This window comes from Roseobacter sp. (genome assembly GCF_045106495.1).
GTDB lineage: Bacteria > Pseudomonadota > Alphaproteobacteria > Rhodobacterales > Rhodobacteraceae > Roseobacter.
This window is the reverse complement of record NZ_JBGCEQ010000020.1, coordinates 202,893-222,601: the sequence shown is the minus strand read 5'-3', so window position 1 is coordinate 222,601 and position 19,709 is coordinate 202,893. Positions and strand designations below refer to the sequence as shown.

Annotated in this window: 18 protein-coding genes and 1 tRNA gene; 13 read left to right on the top strand and 6 right to left on the bottom strand. The window is 54.9% G+C overall.

The features are described 5' to 3' along the window. Positions 1-59 precede the first annotated feature (59 nt). Positions 60-135 (bottom strand) — tRNA-Thr (locus AB8B75_RS14305). Between the two features lie 226 nt (positions 136-361). Here AB8B75_RS14305 and AB8B75_RS14300 point away from each other — a divergent pair. Beyond that, a complete protein-coding gene (locus tag AB8B75_RS14300; RefSeq protein ID WP_405363221.1) occupies positions 362-1,138 on the top strand; it encodes a hypothetical protein in 777 nt (258 codons plus the stop codon). Between the two features lie 150 nt (positions 1,139-1,288). Here the strand turns inward: AB8B75_RS14300 and AB8B75_RS14295 are convergent, their stop codons facing one another. Together AB8B75_RS14295 and AB8B75_RS14290 are read right to left on the bottom strand one after the other, a co-directional pair. Next, positions 1,289-2,383, bottom strand: coding sequence for a Gfo/Idh/MocA family protein (locus tag AB8B75_RS14295; RefSeq protein ID WP_405363220.1), 1,095 nt, complete (start codon positions 2,381-2,383; stop codon positions 1,289-1,291). An 11-nt stretch (positions 2,384-2,394) separates the two neighbouring features. Next, positions 2,395-3,102 carry a GntR family transcriptional regulator gene (locus tag AB8B75_RS14290; protein WP_405363219.1) on the bottom strand — a complete coding sequence of 236 codons (708 nt, stop codon included), beginning with the start codon at positions 3,100-3,102 and terminating at the stop codon, positions 2,395-2,397. 104 nt (positions 3,103-3,206) lie between these two features. On the opposite strand from AB8B75_RS14290, the gene AB8B75_RS14285 reads away from it, so the two are divergent. The 6 genes from AB8B75_RS14285 to dctP all read left to right on the top strand — a co-directional run bounded on the left by AB8B75_RS14285 (position 3,207) and on the right by dctP (position 8,870). Then, complete coding sequence (locus AB8B75_RS14285; RefSeq protein WP_405363217.1) at positions 3,207-4,361, top strand: LLM class flavin-dependent oxidoreductase; 1,155 nt, start codon at positions 3,207-3,209, stop codon at positions 4,359-4,361. Beyond that, the gene (locus tag AB8B75_RS14280; protein WP_405363215.1) at positions 4,361-5,251 is read left to right on the top strand and encodes an aldo/keto reductase family oxidoreductase; all 891 of its coding nucleotides are present in this window, start codon (positions 4,361-4,363) and stop codon (positions 5,249-5,251) included. Before AB8B75_RS14285 ends, AB8B75_RS14280 begins: the two co-directional genes overlap by 1 nt. Next, positions 5,251-5,775, top strand: a complete 525-nt coding sequence (locus AB8B75_RS14275; protein ID WP_405363213.1) for a flavin reductase family protein — start codon at positions 5,251-5,253, stop codon at positions 5,773-5,775. Before AB8B75_RS14280 ends, AB8B75_RS14275 begins: the two co-directional genes overlap by 1 nt. Before the next feature lie 80 nt (positions 5,776-5,855). Then, positions 5,856-6,476: a TRAP transporter small permease gene (locus AB8B75_RS14270; RefSeq protein ID WP_405363212.1), complete on the top strand. Its 621-nt coding sequence runs from the start codon at positions 5,856-5,858 to the stop codon at positions 6,474-6,476. Then, positions 6,476-7,765 (top strand): TRAP transporter large permease, encoded by a 1,290-nt coding sequence (locus AB8B75_RS14265; protein WP_405363211.1) that lies wholly within the window; start codon positions 6,476-6,478, stop codon positions 7,763-7,765. Before AB8B75_RS14270 ends, AB8B75_RS14265 begins: the two co-directional genes overlap by 1 nt. Before the next feature lie 46 nt (positions 7,766-7,811). Beyond that, positions 7,812-8,870 carry a TRAP transporter substrate-binding protein DctP gene (gene dctP / locus AB8B75_RS14260; protein WP_405363210.1) on the top strand — a complete coding sequence of 353 codons (1,059 nt, stop codon included), beginning with the start codon at positions 7,812-7,814 and terminating at the stop codon, positions 8,868-8,870. Positions 8,871-8,901: 31 nt separating this feature from the next. Here the strand turns inward: dctP and AB8B75_RS14255 are convergent, their stop codons facing one another. Then, positions 8,902-9,372, bottom strand: a complete 471-nt coding sequence (locus AB8B75_RS14255) for a tetratricopeptide repeat protein (RefSeq protein ID WP_405363208.1) — start codon at positions 9,370-9,372, stop codon at positions 8,902-8,904. A 75-nt stretch (positions 9,373-9,447) separates the two neighbouring features. On the opposite strand from AB8B75_RS14255, the gene AB8B75_RS14250 reads away from it, so the two are divergent. Further along, on the top strand, positions 9,448-10,659 hold the full coding sequence (locus AB8B75_RS14250; protein WP_405363207.1) for a cytochrome-c peroxidase: 1,212 nt from the start codon (positions 9,448-9,450) through the stop codon (positions 10,657-10,659). A 3-nt stretch (positions 10,660-10,662) separates the two neighbouring features. Here AB8B75_RS14250 and AB8B75_RS14245 read toward each other — a convergent pair whose 3' ends face one another. Together AB8B75_RS14245 and AB8B75_RS14240 are read right to left on the bottom strand one after the other, a co-directional pair. Then, positions 10,663-11,976, bottom strand: coding sequence for a GH1 family beta-glucosidase (locus AB8B75_RS14245; protein ID WP_405363205.1), 1,314 nt, complete (start codon positions 11,974-11,976; stop codon positions 10,663-10,665). A 10-nt stretch (positions 11,977-11,986) separates the two neighbouring features. Continuing rightward, positions 11,987-13,009, bottom strand: a complete 1,023-nt coding sequence (locus AB8B75_RS14240) for a substrate-binding domain-containing protein (RefSeq protein WP_405363204.1) — start codon at positions 13,007-13,009, stop codon at positions 11,987-11,989. Between the two features lie 249 nt (positions 13,010-13,258). On the opposite strand from AB8B75_RS14240, the gene AB8B75_RS14235 reads away from it, so the two are divergent. From AB8B75_RS14235 to AB8B75_RS14215, 5 genes are all read left to right on the top strand, one after another. Next, entirely contained in the window at positions 13,259-14,614 is a 1,356-nt protein-coding gene (locus AB8B75_RS14235) for an ABC transporter substrate-binding protein (protein ID WP_405363203.1), read from the top strand. A gap of 71 nt (positions 14,615-14,685) precedes the next feature. Then, entirely contained in the window at positions 14,686-15,666 is a 981-nt protein-coding gene (locus AB8B75_RS14230) for a carbohydrate ABC transporter permease (protein WP_405363202.1), read from the top strand. Then, complete coding sequence (locus tag AB8B75_RS14225; protein WP_405363200.1) at positions 15,666-16,790, top strand: carbohydrate ABC transporter permease; 1,125 nt, start codon at positions 15,666-15,668, stop codon at positions 16,788-16,790. The genes AB8B75_RS14230 and AB8B75_RS14225 overlap by 1 nt, the downstream gene beginning before the upstream one ends. 15 nt (positions 16,791-16,805) lie before the next feature. Further along, positions 16,806-18,458: an alpha-amylase family glycosyl hydrolase gene (locus AB8B75_RS14220; protein ID WP_405363199.1), complete on the top strand. Its 1,653-nt coding sequence runs from the start codon at positions 16,806-16,808 to the stop codon at positions 18,456-18,458. 25 nt (positions 18,459-18,483) lie between these two features. Next, the gene (locus AB8B75_RS14215; RefSeq protein ID WP_405363197.1) at positions 18,484-19,590 is read left to right on the top strand and encodes an ABC transporter ATP-binding protein; all 1,107 of its coding nucleotides are present in this window, start codon (positions 18,484-18,486) and stop codon (positions 19,588-19,590) included. Positions 19,591-19,709: the final 119 nt, after the last annotated feature.

The window sequence follows — 19,709 nt, the reverse complement described above, 5'->3', positions numbered from 1 at the left end:
GTTTCAAATCACTAAAATTCCGCTAAGGCGTTGATTTTTCATGATTAATTTAAGTAAAATGGTGCCCCCACACGGACTCGAACCGCGGACCTATTGATTACAAATCAATTGCTCTACCAGCTGAGCTATAGGGGCACTGCGCGGTGATTTAGTGAGTTTGTGCGTCCCGCGCAAGAGGGGAAATTACTAAAACAATTGGGTTTGTGAAGCTTGACGCCACAAGCTAGATTGATCCAACACCAAACGTATCTATCGGAGTGCTATGCAACTGGTTTTTCATACAGGCTCCCACTTCACCGAAGAAGAACGCCTTTTAAAGTGTGTTTCGCTTAATAGTGATGCGGTTCGGGGGAGAGGAATTTTGATCCCGGATCCAGCGAAGTACCGCAAGCTGATATCGGAAACAATGTCCGCTATGCGCGTGTCAAACGCCACCGAAAATGCGCGTGACGTTTTGTTGAAGGCGATAACCGACAACGAGACGACAAACCGATTGATCTTGTCAAATGCCGACTTTTTCGCGACCGCGAAAGTTTCCGTTCAAAACGGTTTGATTTACCCACAGGCATCGGAGCGTATGGGTTTTGTTTCGCAGATCTTTCACAACGATCAGCTCGAACTGTTTATGGCGATGCGAAACCCTGCGACTTTCCTACCTGCGATTTTCCAACAATCACCGCTTGATGGTTTGATTGACTTCACTGCAGGTATCGATCTGCACAAACTGCGTTGGTCAGAGACGCTATCACGCATTCGAGATGCCGTTCCGGATGTCAAAATGACGGTCTGGTGCAACGAAGACGCGCCGCTCATCTGGCCGCAGGTCCTTCGACACATTTTAGGCGTTGAAAACGCGTGGAAAATCACCGGTGGTTTGGATTTGTTGCAGGATATCATCCAGCCGGAGGGGATGAACAGATTGCGGGCTTATTTAGACAAGCACCCTGATATCTCGGAAGATCAACTGCAGCAAGTTATGGCAGTGTTCCTTGAGAAATTTGCCATCGATGCGGCCATTGAAGAAGAACTGACCATGCCGGGTTGGACAGACGCCTTGGTTTCCGAAATGACCGCAATTTATGAGGAGGATGTCTTCGTCGTTGAAAGCATTCCTGGTGTGCACTTTATCGCACCTTAGTGTTGTAGCCATTATCGCGACCCAAAATTTCCACCAGTTTCGTCGTGACATGAAAAATGATAATTAAAATCAATACGTTCTGGCAAAAAACGCCTATGCTGAGGTGCGCCAAGTTGGACCACTCAGTTTGATGCATTCAGACTAGTGGTTTTACAAATCAACAGCTTGACCAAGGTGCGCAGAACGCTGCGCAGCTATGCCAATCTTTACAGCCCAGAGACCGTCTTCGAAGGACACGTCCGGTTTTGTACGTTTCCCTCTGATTAGATCCAGAAAGCCCTGATGCTGATAAAATGTGGACCCGTTGTGATCACCAGCAGCCAAGAGGGCAGGGGGTACAGGTATTTCGCGCGTTATCGGACGTTTGGGTGCGCGGGGGCTCACTTCGAGAACCGGCGTCGGTGCGGCACCGAGATCATCGGGCCAAAACCGAGTGGGACCGGGCACGAAAGCTTCTATCTTGCCAACTGCGCCCACGGCCGAAATCACTTCCTGATACTTTGCGCCTTCAGCGAACATACATAGCTCGAGCATAGCGCGCTTGTCGTCTTCGAAATCGACCATGACATAGCCGTTATCAATAATATCGGGCACGGCTCCCTCATATTTTTCATCGAGGTGGTTCACTGATTGTGCTGCGCTGGCCATCACACGGATGGGCTTTGTTCCCATGATCAGACGCATCAGATCAAAGAAATGACAGCACTTTTCGACAAGTGTGCCGCCTGTTTTCGCACTAAACCTGTTCCAATTATCGACTTTGTGCAAGAATGGAAATCGGTGTTCGCGAATTGTAAGCATCTTCACACCGCCCGTCGCAGCCTCCGCCTCCTGCAACAACGCCGCGATGGGCGGCATATAGCGGTATTCCATCGCTACCCCGATGGGCGCGGGATAGTCACCCACGACGTCCTGTAACCGCGGAATGTCCGCAGGGTCCGTTAGCAGGGGTTTTTCAACCAAAAGGGGCAGAGGCCGTTTCGCCGCGATCTCGATTATTTGGCTCGCGTGGCAAAAGTTCGGACTGGTGATGACAAGGCAATCCATTGCGTCTTCATCGAGAAGAGCATCCAATGATCCCACAAATTTAGCATGCGGAGCCAAGCTGCTTGCGATCTTCCGCATGCCGTCATCTGGCTCGAAAATGACCGCGACCGTTGTGCTTGGCAGCAAAGCAATGTTTTTTAAATGCTCCTGGCCCATCATACCACATCCAATCATGCCGTAGCGTATGACTTTACTCATTCCCATGATCCTTATTTCAACCGCTGCACATAGACGGCTTTACTGGTGTCAAACCAAGTGCGTGAAAATTCAATTGCAGTGGGTTTATCTGCCCAGCTGAAGCGTTCTACATAGCCGCAAGGCGCATTGGTTTCGCCCAAATCGCGTGGCGTCCAATCGGGCAACGTACCGATGCTGACCCGGTCTTCCGCACGCGTGATCCAAAAGTTCAATTGCGAGAGATAGGTTTGGTACAGGGAATCAGACAGTCGATCTGCGCTCAATTCACCCACACTGGCGTCGAGCCAAATTTCTTCTACCGCAATTGCTACATCATTGAGAAAGCGCTTACGCCGTATGCGCGTGGCGCGGGCGCTCGTGCCGAAGGGTGGTAGGTCCACCGGTTTTGACATGACTTGAACCGCCAGTACCTGAGCCGAAGGCAAGCCACCGCCAGAGAGCAGTTCAAGTCGGAACATGGCGTAGAAACCAGCAGCCTTGGCGGATTTCTGAATGTAGTTGCCCGATCCTTGCACACGGCGCAGCAGGCCCTTGCTTTCCAGCGTTGCCAAAGCTTTGCGCAGGGTCCCGATTGAGGTGCCAAGAGAAACCGCCATATCCCTTTCTGGCGGCAACCGTTCTCCATTCAGTAAACGTCCGGCATCGATGTCCCGCGCGATCAGCTCACTCAACTGGACATACTTTGGCAGGGCATTGGCGTTCTGCGGGGGGAGAGCCATGGCGGGATCGGTACGTTTTCCAAAAATTGATACACCATTGATCTACCAGTTTGTGGATGCTATTCAAGGGGCATCTCATATCGGTTCGGGCAAAAGGAAGACTTATGACGATCGTACCGGTCACCTCGGCTGATTTGGATGCGGCGGAAGTATCCTGGTTTTCGGCGCTTTGCTCGGATGACTACCAGTTTCTGGGGGTCCCGGATGGTGATCTGAGGTCGTCCTGGAAACATTGTTCCGAGATTGTCAAAACCGCTGAGGCGCAGGGGTTTCGCAACATCCTGTGCCCCTCGTCTTATCAGGTTGGGCAAGATACGCTGAGCTTTGTGGCAGGGTGCGCGCCCATCACCGAAAAGATCAACCTACTGGCGGCTGTCCGTTGTGGTGAGATGCAGCCCATCATGCTAGCCCGCACGATCGCGACGCTGGACCACATGCTTGAAGGTCGACTGACGGTAAACATCATCAGTTCCGATTTTCCTGGAGAGAAGGCGGAAAGCGCCTTCCGGTATCGACGGTCTCGCGAAGTGGTGGAGATCCTCAAGCAAGCCTGGACTCGCGATGAGATCGATCATCAGGGCGAGATTTACCAGCTGGATAATGTGACTTCGGACCCGGCACGGCCTTTTCAAACCGGCGGACCGTTGCTTTACTTTGGCGGCTACTCTCCGGCGGCTTTGGAATTATGTGCTGAGCACTGCGACGTTTACCTGATGTGGCCCGAACCCAAGGATCAGATCGCTGGGCGCATGCAGGCCGTTCACGCACTTGCAGCGGAGAAAGGTCGGACGCTGGATTATGGTCTCCGGGTCCACATGATCGTGCGCGATACTGAAGCCGAAGCCAAGGAATACGCTGAGTATATCGTGTCCCAGTTGGACGATGAATATGGCCGCAAAATCCGGGAAAGGGCCTTGGATGCCACGTCGCTTGGCGTATCGCACCAATCCAAAAACCGCGATATTGCGGATGAGTTCGGGTATGTCGAACCGCATCTCTGGACGGGCGTTGGACGCGCGCGCTCAGGTTGTGGTGCCGCGTTGGTTGGTTCTGCGGATCAGGTGTTGTCCGAGATCGAAGCCTATCAGAAGATGGGCATTCGGGCTTTTATCTTCTCGGGTTACCCCCACATCGAAGAAGCGCAACATTTTGGGCGTCTGGTCATGCCGCATTTGACAACCTGTTCGTTACCGCATGCCTATGGTCGGGTGCCAACATCTGCGCCCGATACACCTTTGGCCGCAGGAGTACGTCGCTGATGGAACGCATTGCCCTCTCAGACAGCTTGGAAGTCAGCCGCCTTGTTTACGGCATGTGGCGACTCGCCGATGACCCTAACACCGCGCCCGGTCACGTGCGCGCGAAAATTGATGCCTGTCTTGCGCAGGGTATCACGACGATGGATCAGGCGGACATCTATGGCGGGTATGCCGCAGAAGACGTGTTGGGCGCCTGCCTGAAGCAAAGCCCTGGTCTGCGCGATCAACTCGAAATCGTCACGAAGTGCGACATCGTGGCCCCGATTGGAAAATACGCCGATCGACGCGTGAAATACTACGATACTTCGGCGGCGCATATTAATGCATCAGTCGAGGCGTCTTTGGAAGCAATGGAGATCGAGCATATTGATCTTCTGTTGATCCACCGTCCCGACCCCATGATGGATGCGGCCGAGACCGGCGAAGCGCTCGATGCGCTGATCGAAAGTGGCAAGATCGGAGCGGCGGGTGTGTCAAACTTCCGGCCTTGGGATTGCGATTTGTTGCAATCCGCAATGACGAATACGCTGGTCACTAACCAGATCGAACTGTCTTTGGCTGCACGCGAAAGTTTTACAAACGGCGATCTTGCTCATGCGCAGCAGCAAAAAATCGCGCCGATGGCCTGGTCGCCTCTGGGTGGCGGCAGCCTGATGACTGAAAGCAGCGCTGCGACGGCCAAGATAGATGAGATGGCAATAGCGCAAGGCGTTGATCGTGCCGCAGTGGCCGTCGCCTGGTTGTTGGCCCATCCGTCCCGTATTTTACCGGTGATGGGCACCAATACCCTGTCGCGGATCGCCACATTTGCCGATGCGTTCAAGGTGGAGATGGATCGTCAGACGTGGTTCGAGCTTTATGAAGCAGCAAATGGTCAGGAGGTCGCGTGATGGCGGACGGAACACTGCAAATGGCCCAAATGCACGGGTTTACACCGGGACCAGACACCCAAAGACAGTTTCGCGACGCGCTGGGTCAGTTTTCGACTGGCGTCACGGTTGTTACTGTGCAGGCCGCGCAAGGCCCAGTTGGTATGACGGCCAATTCGTTTTCCAGTATCTCGATGGATCCGCCATTGGTGATGTGGAGCCCGGCAAAATCATCCAGCCGCTATGCCGCTTTTTTACAGGCAGAGCATTTTGCAGTGCATGTGATGGGTGCCGAACATGAAGACATTGTCATGGGCTTTGCCCGATCCGGCCAAGCCTTTGACGGGTTGGACCTCGAGCTCAACGTGCACGGCGTGCCATTGCTCAATGACTGCCTGGCCCGATTTGAGTGCAGCACACATCAAGTTCATGACGCGGGCGATCATTCGATTATTTTGGGCCGTGTTCTTTCAGCTGCTTCCCGGGAGGGGGAGGCGTTGATTTTTTGCCGAGGCCGTTTCAGACGGTTTGACAAAGAGGCCTAAAAGGCCAACCAATGGAGTGTGCGGGGAAAACCCGTGCAAGGTGACCCGGAATACCCGGGCGCAAGGGAGGAGGCTCCGATATGGGAGCATTGCTGGCGGTGATGACACCGCTCCGGCTTGTGAACGAGGCTTTGCTGACGCTGGGCCGGGCCATTGGCGTCTTTGCGGTCGCTGCGATGGTTGTCGCGATCCTGATACAGGTGTTTTTCAGATATGTACTGAACAGCGCGTTGCCCTGGCCGGACGAAGCCGCGCGGTTTTGCATGATGTGGATGACCGGTCTGATGGCACCGACCGCTTTCAAGCGCGGAGGGTTTGTTGCAATCGATACATTGGTGCGCCTTTTACCGCAGCGCATTGGCGCCTTGATCACCTTGCTTTTGCTTTTCGTTAGCCTGGGCGTTCTGCTTGTGGCAGTGCAGATCGGCTGGTCCGAAGTCACTGGCTTTGCAGGCAGTTTTAAAACAGCCTCGCTGCAGACCTTTGTCGCCTTCGGTTTTGCGGATGGTTTCCCTTGGATCACACTCGACTGGGGCTGGGAAAAAATGCCACGCAGTCAAATGATGGCGTCGCTGCTGGTTGGCGTGGCCTTGCTCATCTCGGTGAATGTCGAATTGATTTTGCGCGCCTTGGTGAGAATGATGGGCGGCGGGGATGAATTGCCGCCGATCACTCTCGAAGAACAAGTGGGAGCCGAATAATGCTGGTCTGGTTTCTCCCACTGTTTTTGGTCTTCCTGATGATCGGCCTGCCGGTCTTTTTCGGCCTTTTGGCCGCGCCGGGCATCCTATTGTGGCTGAATGGTCAGGAAAAAGACATCACGCTTCTTTATCGCAACCTTTACAATGGGATGGACAGTTTCCCATTGATGGCGATCCCGTTTTTCATGCTTGCGGGCGAATTGATGAATCGTGGCGGGATCACAATGCGCCTGGTGGAGTTTGCTCAGGCCATGATGGGGCATTTTCGCGGCGGTTTGGCGCATGTGAACATTCTGTCCTCGATGCTGTTCGCCGGTCTTTCGGGGTCCGCCGTAGCCGATACTTCTGCGTTAGGATCCATGCTGATCCCCGCGATGGAGAAACAGGGCTACACCCGCCGGTTTGCCGCCGCCATTACAGCAGCCAGTTCCGTGATCGGACCGATCATTCCTCCTTCGGGCATCATGATCATCTATGCCTACGTGATGGGCGAAAGTGTCGCCGCGCTGTTTCTGGCCGGCATCGTGCCGGGCATTATGGTCGGTCTTGGCCTGATGCTGATGGTGAAATTCCAAGCGGACAAATACGACTTTCCAGTTGCCACGAAGAAGCACTCCTGGGGCGAGCGGGGGCAGGCCAGCCTGAAGGCTTTCTTTCCATTGCTGACGCCGGTGATCATACTAGGCGGCATCCTGGCAGGTGTGTTTACACCGACCGAAGCCGCCGCTGTCGCCGTGGCTTATGCTCTGGTGATCGGATTGTTTGTGATGCGCACGCTCAAGCTTAGTGATCTGCCGGATGTGCTCAATCGCGCTGGGATCACCTCGGCCGTGGTGTTGTTGTTGGTAGGCGCCGCCATGGCGTTCAAGACCGTCGTCAGCCTCAGCCACGCGCCTGAGGCGATGGCCGAGTTTGTCCTGAGCCTCACTAACAATCCTCTGATCCTGTTGTTCCTCATCAACCTGCTGCTTTTTGTTGTAGGCATGTTCCTGGATGCGGGGCCCGCGATCATCATTCTTGGACCCATTTTAGGGCCGATTTTTGTCAGTCTGGGCGTCGATCCGATCCACTTCGCCATTATCATGAGCGTCAATCTGACCGTGGGTCTAGCGACGCCGCCCATGGGGCTGGTTCTGTTTGTCGCCTCCTCTGTGTCAGGTGAACGGGTGGAGGCCATTTCCAAGGCGATCCTGCCTTTTCTTGCCATCGAGGTCGTAGTCATATTTCTCATAACCTACATTCCGGCAATATCCATGACGGTGCCGCGTCTTACCGGATTTGCAAACTGACATACGCCAGTTGCAAGCCATCTGAAACTGAACGGGAGAGAGTTTAATGCTGAAAAACACACTGAAAACACTGACCATTGCAGCGCTGCTTGCAGGGACAGCGATGGCGGCTTCTGCAGCCGATATTAAAATCCGGGCTACGGCCAATTCCAATGAGAATGACGAAGACTATGACGGTTTGGTCGTATTCAAGAACTATGTCGAAGCCGCTTCGAACGGCGCGATTGAAGTGGAACTCTTTATAGGCACGCAGCTTTGTGGCAACGGGGCGGAATGCCTTCAGGGTGTGGCCGACGGCACCATTGACGTTTATGTCTCCACATCGGGTGGTGCCTCGGGGATTTTCCCTTATGTTCAAGTGCTTGATCTGCCGTATCTGATGGCCGATGACCGCATCGCCGAAACTGTTCTCTCCGGCGACTTTACCCGCAAAATGCGCGAAATGGCGTTGGAGGATTCCGGAGATACGATCCGGTTGATGACGATCGGTAACACCGGCGGATGGCGCAACTTTGCCAACACCAAGCGCCGGGTCGCAGAGCCCAGCGACATGGAAGGCCTGAAGATCCGCACCGTCGTTGCCGATCTACCGCAGGAATTGGTCAAGGCATTGGGTGCAGCACCAACCCCGATCCCTTGGCCGGAACTGTTTACGTCTTTCCAGACTGGCGTGGTTGAAGGCTCGAAAAACGGGATCACCGACATCATGGGCATGAAGTTTCCGGATGCGGGGCTTAAATATGTCACGCTGGACGGGCACGCATATATGGGCGCGCTTTGGTGGATGAATAATGCCAAATTCCTCGAGATGCCCGAAGACATGCGCCGCGTAGTCGTGGATGGGTTTTACGCTTTGCAGCAAGCAACCTTTGCCTCTCCCAAACGCAAATCCATCGCCGCCTATGAGCAATTCGTGGCCGAAGGCGGAGACCTCTATGTACCCACGCCTGAACAAAAAGCAGCCTTCAAAGAAGGTGCTGCACCGGTTTTTGACTGGTTCAAGGGAAACGTGGGTCGGGGCGAAGAGATCTTCGATGCGCTATCCACAGCCGTAACTGAAGCCGAAGCGGAAATCGGGGCGGCACGTGCCGCGGACCTGAATTAGTCTGGCGAGGGGCGGCCACAGCATGCCGCCCCTACCGAAACGGATACATCCAAACCTTGTAGTCAGCCACCAGGACATGCGCTTTTTCGATTTCCTCAGGTGTCATTTTCTTGACCACTTCTTCCAGGCTGATCGCGGCATCCGGGTCGCCACCAATCGCCGAAAGCGTGTACCACATATAGGCGCGCACCAGATCGATGGCGGGCAATCCGCGCCCGACCTCATAGTACCACCCGACTCCCGATTGCGCACCGGGATGTCCTTTCATAGCCGAACGCAGGTACCACTCGAAAGCGCGCACATCGTCGCGCGGCACCCCCAATCCCATAGCATACATGACCCCGATCAACTCTTCCGCGTCAGCGTTACCCGACCGGGCGGCTGGCCACAGCGCGCTATAGGCTTCTTCAAATCGACCCTCTTCCATCATGTCGCGCGCGGCTTCGATTTCCGCAAAAGCGGGCGCTGCGAAAAGCGTGCAGGCAAGAAATACGGCGCGCATGGGTTTGTGTTCTCCTGTTTTGCCTGTGCGGCTGGCGCAGGCGATCTGCCACCCGCTTTAACCCAAGCGGATTTTTTGGACTTTTATCGGGACCAAGCCGCTTTGGGCCAGTCATTGTTCTACGATACAATCCTCTCCGGCAACCAGAATATTGCCTGTGCCCATTGCCACCACCCTGATTTTGGCACCGGCGACGGGCTGTCTTTGGGCATCGGAGAAGGCGGCGTAGGGCTTGGACCGGACCGCACACCCGGAGACGATGCCACGCGCATCGCCAAGCGCATTCCACGTAACGCGCCCGGTTTGTGGAACTTGGGTGCACGGGAGTTGCATACATTTTTTCATGACGGGCGACTGAGCAAATCGAATATTTTTGGTAACGGGTTTAACTCCCCTGCGGAAGAATGGCTGCCAGAGGGGCTCAATTCGCTGCTGGCCGCTCAGGCCCTTTTCCCACTGACGTCTCAGTTTGAAATGGCGGGCAATCCGGGTGAAAATGAGATTATCGGCGCCGTGCATAACCGCATCGATGGTGCGTGGCCGATCCTGGCGAAACGCGTCCGTGTGGACGATGTCTACGGGCCTCGATTTGTCGCGGCTTTTGACCACATAAAAGTGCCCGAAGAGGTGACAATTGTCGAAATTGCCAATGCATTGGCGGCTTTCATGGCACTGGAATGGACCAGCATTGACAGTCCCTTCGACCGCTACCTCGCCGGTGACACAGCCGCGCTGACCGAATTCCAGCATGCCGGCATGTCTCTCTTTTACGGCAAGGCCGCCTGTGACACGTGCCATTCCGGAGCGCTATTGTCAGATCAACGATTTCATGCTCTGGGTTTGCCCGCGTTTGGGCCGGGGCGCACGCGTGCTTTTGATCCCTATGCGCGCGACGTCGGCCGGATGGGCGAGAGCAACCGGCTTGAGGACGCTTATGCGTTTCGCACACCGATGCTGCGCAATGTGGCGCTCACAGCCCCTTACGGTCACAACGGGGCCTATCCGACGCTCGAGAACATGGTGCGCCACCATCTTGATCCCGTGGCGATGCGCGCTCAATGGCGACCAGAAGATGCAAAGCTGCCGGATGTTGCATGGCTCGCCGCAACAGATTTCATCATTCAGTCGGATGCGCGCGAAATGGTCCGGCAGGCCCGTGTCATTCAACAGGTGCCACAGTTGTTAGAGGACCAGGAAATCGACCAGATTGTCGCATTTCTGGAAAGCCTGACCGGGTCAACAGTTGATACGCCCCCCTTTGGCGTGCCGGATTGGTTCAAGCCCTGAACGTTACCGCGTCAAGGCGTCCGACAGTGCGTGGTAAGAAGCTTTGGGGGTGCGATCCAGCGTGTCAAAATCCACGTGGATCAGCCCGAAACGCTTTTCATATCCCAGCGCCCATTCGTAGTTGTCCATCAACGACCAGAAAGTATAGCCCGCCAGGGGTACGCCTTCGGTCATGGCTTGTCGGGCCGCTGCCACATGCGCATTCAGGTAATCAATGCGCGCTTGGTCCGGCACATCAACCTGATCGGGGTGTGCCATCCCGTTTTCGGTCACATAAAGCGGCAGGCCCTTCGTGTAGTTTTCGTGCACCCAGATCAGAAAGTGATGCAAACCTTGCGGATAGATTTCCCAATCCATCTGGGTTTTGGGCAGCGGACCTGGAACCTCATCATGGGCCGGCCATGGGCCCTCAACTGGCGCGATACGTTTGCAGGTGTAATAGTTCAACCCGCACCAATCCAGCGGCTGCCCGATTAGGTCAAAGTCATGCTCCCATCCCTTGGGCATGTGGGGTGCGAGGCCCTCCATCACATCCTCAGGATAAGCCCCTTGAAACAACCCGCCTAGAAAGAAACGGTTGTAGTAACCGTCATAAAGCCGGGCCGCCTCTTCGGCCTTTGCGCTGTCATTCGCAGGATGCGCGAATTCCAGGTTGCACACGGCGCCGAGATTTTTGACGCCTAGCGCTCGCATTGTTTGAATCGCACGCCCGTGCGCTGTCAGGACGTGGTGCATAGCATGTGCGGTGGCGCGAATATCACGCATCCCCGGCGCATGGTGGCCCATGAAATGTGACAGCCACCCGACACACCAGGGCTCGTTGATTGGGGCGACGCTGAATACGCGGTCACCGATCCGTTTCATGAGCACGGTCGTGAAATCTGCAAACCAATGGGCAATGTCCGGATTGCGCCAACCGCCCAGATCGGCCAGAGGCACCGGCAGCTCCCAATGATAGAGCGTTACCATCGGGTTCAACCCACGGGCCAGTAACCCATCCACCAATCGGTCGTAAAAATCGAGACCATCCTGATTGGGCGTGCCGCGCCCTTCGGGCAATACCCGCGCCCAACTGGTGGAAAAACGATACGCGTCAAGACCCAGCGCTTGCATCAGATCGAGATCTTCCTCCATTCGGTGATAGTGATCACAGGCGATGGCACCGTTTTCCGCGCGCACCACATTCCCCGGCGTCGCCGCGAAGGTATCCCAGTGGGTTTTGCCCGCGCCGCCGAATTGATGCCCCTCGATCTGATAACTCGAAGTGGCGGCAGCAAATTGAAAACCCGCCGGGAAGTCGGATCTGCTAAAATTCATGGTCAGTCCTTTATGGGCAGGGGCCAGTGGATTGCCCGATGATAAGTTCAGCGTCCCAAAGCTCTGTTTTGATGTCAGGCGCGTCAGTAGAGATTTGCTCTAGAAGCATCTCGGCGCAGCGTCTTCCAGCATCTCTTACAGAAGAGCGCATCGCCGTGAAAACCGGCGCATCCAGTCCATTGGGAAGGTAAGAAATATCGTCGTCAAAACAAAGGATCGAAACATCCTTGCCCATGCGCAAACTGCGTTCTTCGAGGGCCCGCCGAATGCCCAGAGCGGGCACAATCGACGAGGACACAAACGCGGTTGGTGGCTCAGGGCTGTCCAGCATTTCCAGTGTTGAAGCGTGCCCAAAAGGCTCGCTCATCTCGCCGGAGCGCATGATCTGTGGATCGGGCAGGATGCTGTGTGATTTCAGAGCGGCGAGGTAACCTTCGCGACGCCGTTGCGCAAAATCCATCCGTTCCTGACCATTGATAAATCCGATGCGTCGGTGGTCGAGGTCGAGCAGATGCCGCGTGCCAGTTTCTATCGCACGGGTGTTGTTCACGTCCATCCAGGAGTAAGGCGTCGTCACTTCGGAGGCCCGACCATGGACCAGAAACGGAATGTCGAGATCGGACAAAAAATCGATACGCGGGTCATTGCGGGTGGGCGAGTGCACGATGATGCCGTCAACCACACCTTTTTCGGCGATCCCGCGGTATGCACTTAATTCGTCTTCGTCCCGCACAACGGAAAGGGTCATATTGTAGCCATGGCGGGAATAGACCTCCCCGGCACCCGCGATGAAATCGGCAAAAACGATATTCACCATCTCGTTTTGTTTTGAGAAAGGTATGATGTGCCCGATAGACATGGACCGCCCGGTTGCCAGTGTTTGTGCGAGCACATTCGGGCGGTAGTGATAAAATGCAGCAGCATCCGCCACCCGTTTCCGCGTGGCTTCATTGACCTCCGGATAGCCGTTTAAGGCGCGGCTGACTGTCGTTTGTGACAGTTTCAAACGCTCTGACAGTTCACGTAAGTTCATAAGATCGGTTGTCTTTTGCTTCTGCAGTCGCGCCAGCCTATGCAGCGATGCGGGGCACGTCAAAGCAGAAAAGATCTTTTTGTGATCCAAAAACTAGCCCTTTGAAAACGTGTGGGAAACCTAACCACCAGTTGACAGAATTAGAGCTGTAAGCCACTTTCTTCATATCCAAAGCGCTTTGAGGTGATTCTTTGAGCGTAGATAATAAGCACTATGGCGTCAAAATGGGCGCCGCAACGGGAGGAAATCATGAAGGCACGTTTTTACGCGGGCGCGGCTGCGCTGGCACTCTGCACCGGTATGGTGCAGGCAGATGGGCATCAGCCATTTGCCGTAGGTGAGGGTGATTTCAGTTGGGACAGCTATACCGCATTTGCTGATGCATATGACCTGAGCGGCCAGACAATCGAAATCACTGGGCCTTGGACGGGTAATGAAAAAGAGAAAGTGGATATCGCGTTTTCCTATTTCACAAGCGCAACAGGTGCGACTGTCAACTATTCGGGGTCTGACAGCTTTGAACAGGACATCGTGATCTCGTCACGCTCTGGCTCTGCTCCAAACCTTGCCGTTTTCCCGCAGCCCGGTCTGGCAGCGGACATGGCCAGCCAGGGGCTTTTGACACCGCTTGCCGACGGGTCAGCCGATTGGGTTAAAGACAATTACGCGGCTGGTCAGTCTTGGGTCGATCTGGGTACATATGCCGATGCAGATGGAACGGACCAGATGTACGGTATCTTCTATCGGGTCGATGTAAAATCGCTGGTATGGTACTCGCCGGAAGCCTTTGATGAGGCAGGGTATGACATCCCTGAAACGATGGAAGATCTTAAAGCGCTGACAGATCAGATCGTTGAAGAAGGAGGTACGCCCTGGTGTATCGGTCTGGGGTCTGGAGCTGCAACCGGCTGGCCAGCGACGGATTGGGTCGAGGAAATGATGCTGCGCACCCAATCGCCCGCGGATTATGACGCTTGGGTCAGCAATGAGATGAAGTTCGATGATCCCAAAGTGATCGAAGCCATCGAAGAGTTCGGCGCTTTCGCGCGAAATGATGCCTATGTCGATGGCGGCGCGTCCGCCGTGGCGAACACCGACTTCCGCGACAGCCCATCGGGTCTCTTTTCGATCCCGCCAAAGTGCTACATGCACCGTCAGGCATCGTTCATTCCTGCCTTTTTCCCAGAAGGAACAAGCGTTGGCGATGATGTGGATTTCTTCTACTTCCCGGCTTACGCGGAAAAGGATCTCGGCAAGCCGGTTCTAGGTGCTGGCACAGTGGTCGCCATCACCAATCCGTCTGACGCCGCAAATGCTTTCATCGAGTTCTTGAAAACGCCGATTGCGCATGAATTATGGATGGCACAGGGCGGCTTTCTGACAGCTCATGCTGGCGTGAATACGGACCTCTATGCCGACGCAAGCCTGAAGGCACAGGGTGACATTCTGCTCAACGCAACCACATTCCGTTTTGACGCATCCGACCTGATGCCTGGTGAAATCGGCGCAGGGGCATTCTGGACTGGCATGGTTGACTACACCACCGGCGCAAGCGCGGAAGACGTCGCCAAAAGCATCCAGGAACGCTGGGATACGATCCAGTAGTGCGTTTTTGAAACACCGGTCCGGCATCACTTGGTGCCGGACCACTTAACCGCATCTTGGGAGAGCGCGCCATGTCACCGCTGCTACAGGGAATCGTAACGGTCATCGTGGGGGTCGGTGGATGTGTCGGGTACTTCTTTTTATCCAATCTCATCCTCGACAAGATCATCTTTCCACCGCGAGCCGATAACCCCGGCCGCAACATCAACCGTGCCAATCTGGTCCGTCCCTGGTTGTTTCTATTCCCGGCGATCGCGGCTTTGGGCCTCTACCTGGTTTACCCCGTCGTCGGCTCATTCTGGCGGTCTCTCTACAACCGGTCGGGCGATGAGTTCATTGGATTTGGCAACTACTCGGTCATGTTTGCGGACACAGGGTTCCAAACCGCGCTCTTCAACAACTTTCTCTGGGTTTTGGTGGTTCCGGCTTCAGCCACTTTCTTCGGGCTGCTCGTAGCGCAACTTACCGATCGGCTCAGGTGGGGCAATATCGCAAAATCACTGATTTTCATGCCCATGGCGATTTCGTTTGTCGGCGCATCGCTGATCTGGAAATTTGTTTACGCCAACAACGCAGATATCGGTCTGATCAATGCCATTCGCGAATTTTTTGGCGCTGCGGAACCTCTGGACGTGCTGCAAGTGCGTTTTTGGAACAATTTTTTCCTGATGTTCATTCTGGTCTGGATTCAGACCGGCTTTGCCATGGTCATCCTCTCTGCCGCTCTGCGTGGCATTCCCGAAGAAACCATCGAGGCCGCGATCATCGACGGAGCAAACCCGTTTCAGGTGTTTTTCAAGATCAAGGTGCCGCAGATTATGGGCACCATTGTCGTGGTTTGGACAACAATCACCATCTTGGTGCTTAAGGTGTTTGACATCGTCTACACCATGACAGGTGGCAATTTCGGCACGGAAATTCTGCCCAGTTACATGATGTCCTACATGTTCCGGGATGACGGGCGCGCGACGGCGGTGGCTTTCGTGATCATGATCATCGTCTTGCCTGTAATGATCTGGAACATCCGGCAAGCCAGAGCGGAGATGAGATAATGGACAATATCGCCGGTACCAAATCCGCGCTCAGCTGGGCAGTAAATCTTTCAGTGATTTTTCTGGTCGTGATCTGGCTGATCCCCACGGTTGGGTTGTTAGTGTCCTCTTTCCGTGACAGAGACCAGATCTCGGCCTCGGGATGGTGGCTCTCGCCCTTCGCGGTAGAGCAGAACTATCAAGCCAAAATCCCTGCAGAAGAGGCCAAACCGGGCAACAATGGTTTTGTCATCGAAGGCAACATTTTTGGCGGTGCAGACACTGAAGTCATGCGTTTTGGTGGCGCGCGGTCCAACCCAACAATTGCGGCGGCAGGGGAAACTGCTGAACTGACACGTGATCGATCACTGACGGTTCAGGAAAACGGCGATTTTGTCTATTTCTCTCCAGCCGAGATCAAACGGGATCCAAGCGTTTATTACTCGACTGCGACCCCGCCCGATTTCTCTCTATCGAACTATCGAAACATCCTGTTTTCCAACAACATGGACATCGCATTCATCAACACGCTGACGGTGACTATTCCCGCAACGATCATTCCCATTCTGATTGCGGCTTTCGCGGCCTATGCCTTGGCGTGGATGGATTTCGCAGGTAGGGGTCTGTTGATCGCGGTGGTCGTGGGCTTGCTGGTAGTACCGCTGCAGCTGGCATTGGTTCCACTCCTGCAGTTTCACAACAAGATTGGCATCGGGCAAAGTTTTCTTGGGATCTGGATGGCGCACACCGGCTTCGGGTTGCCGCTCGCGATTTATCTCTTGCGAAACTATATGGTCGGCTTGCCCCGCGACATCATCGAGTCCGCCAAAGTCGATGGGGCCACTGATTTTCAGGTCTTCACAAAAATCGTGCTGCCGCTCAGCTTTCCGGCATTGGCCTCCTTTGCCATCTTCCAGTTCTTATGGACCTGGAACGATCTGCTGGTGGCCAAGGTGTTCCTGCCGTCCAATTCCGAAAGCTGGGTGATGACGGTCAAGATCGCCGATGATCTGCTGGGGTCTCGCGGCGGAGATTGGGGCATTCTGGCATCCGCGGCCTTCATTTCGATAGCGGTGCCGCTCATCGTTTTCTTCACCATGCAACGTTACTTGGTGCGCGGTCTGTTGGCCGGCTCCGTTAAATAGAAAAGCGATCTTTTGATGAGCAAAATGGAACATCAGCTGAACGCGCCGCTTGTTGATCAAGACTGGTGGCGGGGCGCTGTGATCTATCAGATTTACCCGCGCAGCTTTCAAGACAGCAATGGCGACGGCATTGGTGACCTGATCGGAATCGCGCAGCGCATGGGCTATATCGCCTCGCTGGGTGTGGACGCGATCTGGATCTCGCCGTTCTTCACCTCGCCCATGAAAGACTTCGGATATGATGTCAGCGACTACTGTGATGTCGATCCGATGTTCGGGTCGCTGGCCGACTTCGATGTTGTGGTGGCAACGGCGCATCAGCATGGGTTGAAGGTGATGATTGACCTTGTTCTCAGTCACACTTCCGATCAACACCCCTGGTTTCAGGAGAGCAAAGCAGACCGGACAAATCCCAAATCAGACTGGTACGTTTGGTCCGACCCAAAACCAGATGGCACGCCGCCTAACAACTGGTTGTCGATCTTTGGAGGCCCGGCCTGGCAGTGGGACGCGGGACGCGAACAGTATTACCTGCATAATTTCCTTCTTGAGCAGCCGGATCTGAATTTCCACTGTGATGAAGTGCAGGACGCATTGCTGGCGGCCACACGGTTCTGGCTAGACCTGGGTGTGGATGGGTTCCGTCTTGACACAATTAATTTTTATTTTGCCGACAAGGACCTGCGCGATAACCCTGCGTTGCCGCCAGAACGGCGCAATGCGAATATCGCACCATCTGTAAACCCCTATAATCACCAGGAACATATTCACTCCAAGAACCAACCTGAGAACATTGCATTTCTCAAGCGATTCCGCGCCCTTCTGGATGAATACCCGGCGACGGCCTGCGTTGGCGAGGTTGGTGACGCACAGCGCGGTTTGGAGTTGTTGGGGCAATACACCAGTGGACCGGAAATGGTACACATGTGTTATGCATTTGAATTTCTGGCCAATACCAAGTTGGACGCGCCGCGTGTCGTACAGGTTTTCGATGAATTGGGCCGTGTGGCAAAGGACGGCTGGCCCTGCTGGGCCTTTTCCAACCACGACGTTATGCGCCACACCTCTCGCTGGGACCTGTCGCCAGCGGCACAGAGGCTCTTTGCGACGCTCTTAATGTGCCTGCGCGGATCGGTGTGTATTTACCAGGGCGAAGAACTTGGACTGCCCGAGGCGGATGTCGATTTTGGAGATCTGCAGGATCCTTATGGCATCGCGTTCTGGCCTGAATTCAAAGGCCGAGATGGGTGCCGCACGCCGATGGTCTGGGAGAAGTCCAATACAAACGGTGGTTTTTCTGTAAACACGCCTTGGCTGCCGGTAAGTCCCGACCATCTCAACCGATCGACCAACGCACAGGAAGATGATCCGGAAGCGATCCTGCATCACTATCGGCGCGCGATTGCGTTACGCAAAAAGTACCCGGCGCTCACCAAGGGTGCTCACGGTGGTGTCTGTGCCGATGGTCAGGTCTTGCACTTTACGCGCCGGCACCAGGGTCAGACATTGTATTGCGCGTTTAACCTGTCCGGTACGCCGCTATCTCATGACATGCCCACTGGCGATTGGGTTTCCATTGGGCAAGAATTGGGCGGGGCCACCCCGTCAATTGATCATACACTTCACCTGGAGCCATGGCAGGCATGTCTGGCTGTGAAACAGGACTAACCCGCGTCTTGGGAGGGACAAGAATATGGCCGATCTGAAACTGACAGATGTGGGGAAGTCCTACGGCGGCGGCGTCGAAGTGCTCAAAAACATCAACCTGGACATCACGACCGGGGAGCTGATCGTTTTTGTCGGACCCTCAGGCTGCGGAAAATCGACTTTGCTGCGTATGATTGCCGGGTTGGAAAAGATCACCGGCGGCGAATTGCTGATTGATGGAGATCGGATGAATGACGTCCCCCCCGCGCAGCGTGGCATCGCCATGGTGTTCCAGTCCTATGCGCTTTATCCGCATATGACCGTGCGGGACAACATGGCGTTTGCGCTGAAGTTGGCCAAGAAATCACCAAGCGACATTGACGCAGCGGTAAACCGTGCAGCTAAGGTGTTGCAACTCGATGAATACCTCGACCGTCTGCCCAAGGCCTTGTCTGGCGGGCAACGCCAACGGGTTGCCATTGGCCGGTCGATTGTGCGGGATCCCAAGGTCTACCTCTTTGACGAGCCGCTCTCCAACCTGGACGCGTCATTGCGTGTGGCCACGCGGATCGAGATCGCACAGCTTAAGGAAAGCATGCCCAACTCCACCATGATCTATGTGACCCACGATCAGGTGGAAGCCATGACTCTGGCTAGCCGCATCGTCGTCTTGGCCAACAAGGGGATAGCGCAGGTTGGTACACCGCTGGAACTTTACGAACGCCCGGAAAACGAATTCGTGGCGCAGTTTATTGGGTCACCTGCAATGAACCTGCTGGCGGGTGAGGTCATCGAAACGGGAGAGGTAACAACGCTGTCCTGCCCGGAAGGAGGCGGCACCTTTCAATCGAATGTGCCAACGCTGCCCTCTGACAAGGGTATGAAGGTCAATGTCGGCATCCGGCCAGAAGACATGATTGCCACCGATGGCGAAAACTACGCGTTTGCGGACAAGGTGACCATCGTGGAGGCCCTCGGCGAAGTGACACAGCTTTACTTTGAGGCGCCAAGCTCCTCCAAGAACACGGATACAGTGATCGCGAAGCTGGCGGGCATTCACACTAACATGCGGGGTAAAACATTGAAGCTCTCAGCGAGCCCTGACAAGGTGCATTTGTTTGCCAACGGTCATTCGCTTTTATATCGCGACTAGAGCGGAAGGCAGGCGCTGGTGCGTTGCTCCGGCGCTTGCTTTGACCGTATATCTTAGGCACAGTTCGGGGTTTAAGGAGACAGCTGCCCTAGGCAATTTAAGAGTTTTGGATTTGCGGG

Excerpts from the sequence above, each read along its gene's own strand:
- AB8B75_RS14280 (WP_405363215.1), top strand. The coding sequence starts at position 4,361 with ATGGAACGCATTGCCCTCTCAGACAGCTTGGAAGTCAGCCGCCTTGTT.
- AB8B75_RS14270 (WP_405363212.1), top strand. The coding sequence starts at position 5,856 with ATGGGAGCATTGCTGGCGGTGATGACACCGCTCCGGCTTGTGAACGAG.
- AB8B75_RS14295 (WP_405363220.1), bottom strand. The coding sequence starts at position 2,383 with ATGAGTAAAGTCATACGCTACGGCATGATTGGATGTGGTATGATGGGC.
- AB8B75_RS14240 (WP_405363204.1), bottom strand. The coding sequence starts at position 13,009 with ATGAACTTACGTGAACTGTCAGAGCGTTTGAAACTGTCACAAACGACA.
- AB8B75_RS14215 (WP_405363197.1), top strand. The coding sequence starts at position 18,484 with ATGGCCGATCTGAAACTGACAGATGTGGGGAAGTCCTACGGCGGCGGC.
- AB8B75_RS14290 (WP_405363219.1), bottom strand. The coding sequence starts at position 3,102 with ATGGCTCTCCCCCCGCAGAACGCCAATGCCCTGCCAAAGTATGTCCAG.
- AB8B75_RS14275 (WP_405363213.1), top strand. The coding sequence starts at position 5,251 with ATGGCGGACGGAACACTGCAAATGGCCCAAATGCACGGGTTTACACCG.
- AB8B75_RS14220 (WP_405363199.1), top strand. The coding sequence starts at position 16,806 with ATGAGCAAAATGGAACATCAGCTGAACGCGCCGCTTGTTGATCAAGAC.
- AB8B75_RS14225 (WP_405363200.1), top strand. The coding sequence starts at position 15,666 with ATGGACAATATCGCCGGTACCAAATCCGCGCTCAGCTGGGCAGTAAAT.
- AB8B75_RS14230 (WP_405363202.1), top strand. The coding sequence starts at position 14,686 with ATGTCACCGCTGCTACAGGGAATCGTAACGGTCATCGTGGGGGTCGGT.
- AB8B75_RS14235 (WP_405363203.1), top strand. The coding sequence starts at position 13,259 with ATGAAGGCACGTTTTTACGCGGGCGCGGCTGCGCTGGCACTCTGCACC.
- AB8B75_RS14265 (WP_405363211.1), top strand. The coding sequence starts at position 6,476 with ATGCTGGTCTGGTTTCTCCCACTGTTTTTGGTCTTCCTGATGATCGGC.
- AB8B75_RS14255 (WP_405363208.1), bottom strand. The coding sequence starts at position 9,372 with ATGCGCGCCGTATTTCTTGCCTGCACGCTTTTCGCAGCGCCCGCTTTT.
- AB8B75_RS14285 (WP_405363217.1), top strand. The coding sequence starts at position 3,207 with ATGACGATCGTACCGGTCACCTCGGCTGATTTGGATGCGGCGGAAGTA.
- AB8B75_RS14245 (WP_405363205.1), bottom strand. The coding sequence starts at position 11,976 with ATGAATTTTAGCAGATCCGACTTCCCGGCGGGTTTTCAATTTGCTGCC.
- dctP (WP_405363210.1), top strand. The coding sequence starts at position 7,812 with ATGCTGAAAAACACACTGAAAACACTGACCATTGCAGCGCTGCTTGCA.